Origin of the sequence: Microbacterium sp. H6 (assembly GCF_003314775.1) — a bacterium.
Classification (GTDB): Bacteria; Actinomycetota; Actinomycetes; order Actinomycetales; family Microbacteriaceae; genus Microbacterium; species Microbacterium oxydans.
Genome location: NZ_QOAY01000206.1, coordinates 1 through 4,521 on the forward strand (window position 1 = coordinate 1; position 4,521 = coordinate 4,521).

Consider the following 4,521-nt stretch of genomic DNA (forward strand, 5'->3'; position numbering starts at 1 on the left):
AAGCGGCGCCGGACGTGGCGTCTTCGACGGCTACGGCGCGGGCCGGGTCGACGCCGAGGGCGGCGGCACCGGCGGCGAACATGTCGGCTGCGGGCTTGGAGGCCAGACCATCGCGCTCGGCGACGACGCCATCGACCACGATGCGGAAGAAGGAGCGGATGCCGGCGGCGCCGAGGACCTCTTCGGCGTTCTTGGAGCTCGAGACCACCCCGAGCGGGATGCCGGCATCGTGCAGAGCCTCGACGAGGGCGAGCGAGCCGGGATACGCGGCGATGCCCTGACCGCGTAGCGATGCGGCGAACGCGGCGTTCTTGCGGTTGCCGATACCGCACACGGTCTCGGCTGAGGGGTCGTCGTCGACGTCGCCCCATGGCAGCTCGACGTTGCGACTGCGCATCAGGCTCGCCACGCCGTCGTAGCGCTTCTTGCCGTCGACGTAGTCGTAGTAATCGGCATCGTTGTACGGCGGAGTGATGCCCCATCGGGCGAAGACGTCGTCGAAGACGGCCTTCCACGCACGCATGTGCACCTCGGCCGTGGGGGTCAGCACGCCGTCGAGGTCGAACAGCACGCCGTCAGCGTGGAACAGGTCGGGCAGTGCTTCGGGCACAGAGCCTCCAGGAGAAGGGCGATCGTCGGGCCGGCACCTCTCCGTGCCACTGTGCAAGCGTAATGCGGTGACGCGCCACGGGGTAACCCCCGAGAGCGGATCAGAGCAGCTCGGCCGTCTGCCTGGCGATCTGCAGTTCCTCGTCGGTGGGCACCACCAGCACCGTGACGCGAGACGCATCCGCGGAGATGCGCCGGATGCCCCGCTCGCGCGCCTCGTTCCTCGCCCCGTCGATCTCCACACCGGCGAACCCGAGCGTCGCCATGGCCGCAGCGCGCACCGGGGCCGCGTTCTCGCCCACACCGGCCGTGAAGGCGATGACGTCCACTCCCCCGAGCTGTGCGATATAGGCACCTGCGTACGCACGCAGGCGGTGCACGTAGACGTCGAAGGCGAGGATCGCCGCGTCGTCCTCGGCCTCGACACCGGCGAGGATGTCGCGCATGTCACTGCGCCCCGCGAGGCCGGCGAGCCCGCTGCGGGTGTTGAGCAGGGAATCGAGGTCGTCGATCGACAGGCCGGCGCGGCGCGACAGGTGCACGAGCGCCGCCGGGTCGATGTCTCCGGAGCGTGTGCCCATGACCAGGCCCTCGAGCGGCGTGAGGCCCATCGAGGTCTCCACCGACCTGCCGCCGTCGATCGCGGTCACCGACGCGCCGTTGCCGAGGTGGAACACCAGCTGACGGAGCTCGGAGATGTCGCGGCCGAGGAACGCGGCGGCCGACTCGCTCACGTACTGGTGGCTCGTGCCGTGGAAGCCGTAGCGTCGCACCCGATGCTCCGCGGCGAGCGCGGCGTCGATCGCATAGGTGTAGGCGGCGGGCGGGAGCGTCTGGTGGAAGGCGGTGTCGAACACCGCGACGTGCGGCACCTCGTCGAACACCGCCCGCGCGGCACGGATACCGGCGAGGTTCGCGGGGTTGTGCAGCGGCGCGAGCACCGCGAGCTCGTCGATCTGACGTTCCACGTCGGCGTCGATGAGGGTCGGGGCGTAGAAGCGCGCACCACCGTGGACGACGCGATGCCCGACCGCGACGGGGCGGTGGTCGTCGAGCGAGGGGCCGTGAGCGGCGAACTGCTCTCGCATCACCTCGAACGCCTCAGCGTGGTCGGCGATCGGCCGCTCGCTGCGGAAGGTGGCATCGAGCATCGTCGGCACGGCATCGCCGTCGACGACGGGGCGCACGGTGTGGGCGACCGGGCTGGCCTGCTGACCGATGCGCTCGATCAGTCCGCTCGCGAGGAGGTTCTCCTGCTCGATGTCGATCAGGCTGTACTTCAGTGACGAGGATCCGCTGTTGATGACCAGGATGGCGCTCATGCCGGGTCCTCCGACTGCTCTGTCGTCCGCTCTGCTCCCTGCGCCTGGATGGCCGTGATCGCCACCGTGTTGACGATATCGGCGACGAGGGCACCACGGGAGAGATCGTTGATGGGCTTGTTGAGGCCCTGCAGCACCGGTCCGATCGCGACGGCGCCGGCCGAGCGCTGCACGGCCTTGTACGTGTTGTTGCCGGTGTTGAGGTCGGGGAACACGAATACGGTCGCCCTGCCCGCCACGGCAGAGTCGGGGAGCTTGGCCTTGGCCACTGCCGCGTCCGCCGCCGCGTCGTACTGGATCGGGCCCTCGACGGGAAGCTCGGGGGCGCGCTCGCGCACGAGAGCCGTGGCCGCGCGCACCTTGTCGACATCGGCACCGGAGCCGGACTCCCCCGTCGAGTACGAGAGCATCGCCACCCGTGGATCGATGCCGAACTGCCGGGCGGTCGTCGCCGACGAGACCGCGATGTCGGCGAGCTGCTCGCTGGTGGGGTCGGGGATCACGGCGCAGTCGCCGTAGACGAGCACGCGGTCGGCGAGCGCCATCAGGAACACGCTGGAGACCACGTTCACACCCGGCTTGGTCTTGATGATCTCGAACGACGGGCGGATCGTGTGCGCCGTGGTGTGCGCGGCGCCGGACACCATGCCGTCGGCGAGTCCGAGATGCACCATCATGGTGCCGAAGTACGACACGTCGGTCACGGTGTCGGCGGCCTGAGCGATGGTGATCCCCTTGTGCGCCCGCAGCCGTGCGTACTCCGCGGCGAAGCGCTCGACGAGGCCGGGGTCGTTGGGACTGAGCACCTGAGCCGCAGCGATGTCGATCCCCAGTTCGGCCGCCCGACCACGGATGGCCGCCTCGTCGCCGAGGATCGTCAGATCGGCTACCTCTCTCGCCAGCAGCGTCGCCGCGGCGCGGAGGATGCGGTCGTCGTCCCCTTCCGGCAGCACGATGCGACGGCGGTCCGCGCGGGCGCGCTCGATGAGTCCGTACTGGAACATCAGCGGCGTCACCACGTGCGCTTCCGCGAGCCCGAGCTGCTCCGTCAGTTCCGTGATGTCGACGTGGGCCTGGAAGAGGGCGAGCGCGCGGTCGTACCGTGTTCGCGAGTCGGCGGAGATGCGTCCTCGAGTGCTCATCACCCGGACCGCCGTGTCGTAGGTGCCCAGATCGGTGGTGATGATCGGCACCGACGACGCGAAGCCGTCGAGCAGCTGCACGATGGGCTCAGGCAGCGGGAACGGTCCGTTCAGGATGATGCCGGCGATGCGCGGGAAGGTGCCGGACGAATCGGCCAGCAGCGCGGCGAGCAGCACCTCGGTACGGTCGGCGGGGATCACCACCACGGCCTCTTCGGTGAGCCGCGGCAGCACATTGACCATCGACATGCCGGCGACGACGATCGTCAGCGCCTCTCGCGTCAGCCGGTCGTCATCGCCTTTGAGCAGGGTGCCGTCGACGGCGGCGAGGATGCCGCGGATCGAGGGCGCGACCAGTGCGCGGTCCTCGGGGATCGCCCACACGGGTGTGCTCTCGGCCGGCAGGGCTGCGTGCACGGCAGCGACGATGTCGTCGAGCGCTGCGGGATCGGCGCGGTTCACGGCGACGGCGAACAGCTCTGCACGCTCCTCCGCGAGCTCGGACAGGGCGAGAGCGGCGATCTGCGCGATCGCCGCAGCCGGACGAGCCGTCGTCGTGCCCAGCTGCTCGGCCTGACGCTGTTGGTCGCGGCCGCTGAGCACGAGCAGCACCGGCGCACCGAGGTTCGCCGCGATCCTGGCGTTGAAGCCGAGCTCGGCGGGACTCGCCACATCGGTGTAGTCGCTGCCGACCACGACCACGGCGTCGCACTGCGCCTCGACGGCCTTGAATCGCGCCACGATCGTCGACAGCGCGGCCTCGGGGTCGGCGCGCACATCGTCGTAGGTGACGCCGATGCAGTCGTCGTAGTCGAGGTTCACCCCGTCGTGGGCGAGCAGGAGCTCCAGGATCTCGTCTCGTTCCGTGACCGACCGGGCGATGGGCCGGAACACGCCGACCCGCGGCGAGACGCGCATCAGGGCATCGAGAGCCCCGAGGGCGATCGTCGACTTGCCGGTATGGCCTTCGGCCGAGGTGATGTAGATGCTCTGCGCCACGGCTTCAGCTTAGGCGCGGCGTCGATGAACGCACCGAGCGTCGCACCGGATCAATTGCCTGGCGTCACTCGCACGGTCCGGACAGGGCGTCGACGACGGCCGTGGCATCAGCGCCGAACCGGGAGTAGTAGTCGCGATCGGTGTTGATCTGCACCCGATGGATCGCGTGCGACGGCTCCATCGTCTGCCAGTCGGGGAGCCGTCCGAGCCGCTCGAAGAACAGCGTCGTCGCCGTCGCGGGATCCATCCTCTGCTCGGCGCTGCCCCACCACTCCTGCTGCTGGAACAGTCCGATGCTGGTGGTGCGCGAACCGTCGGGGTTCGTGAATCCGCGCGTCTCCCAGTCGCCGTAGTCGATGTTGCGCAGGCTGCTCTCGCCCATCGCCGTCATCACACCGAGGATCTGCCCGTCCCGTCCGAAGCCGAGCGCTCCCGCCGTGCGGATGATC

The 4,521-nt window shown here is 69.6% G+C and carries 3 protein-coding genes and 1 pseudogene; all 4 read right to left on the reverse strand.

Features of this window, described 5'->3' with window-relative positions:
- Nucleotides 1–610, reverse strand: a 610-nt coding sequence (locus DSP71_RS13855) for an HAD-IA family hydrolase (protein WP_113681382.1), incomplete at its 3' end; no start/stop codon positions are given.
- A 100-nt stretch (nucleotides 611–710) separates the two neighbouring features.
- Entirely contained in the window at nucleotides 711–1,931 is a 1,221-nt protein-coding gene (locus DSP71_RS13860; protein WP_113681383.1) for an acetate/propionate family kinase, read from the reverse strand.
- A complete protein-coding gene (gene pta, locus DSP71_RS13865; protein ID WP_113681384.1) occupies nucleotides 1,928–4,072 on the reverse strand; it encodes a phosphate acetyltransferase in 2,145 nt (714 codons plus the stop codon). The genes DSP71_RS13860 and pta overlap by 4 nt, the downstream gene beginning before the upstream one ends.
- Before the next feature lie 64 nt (nucleotides 4,073–4,136).
- Nucleotides 4,137–4,521, reverse strand: a pseudogene (locus tag DSP71_RS23875) (hypothetical protein); the annotation flags it as partial.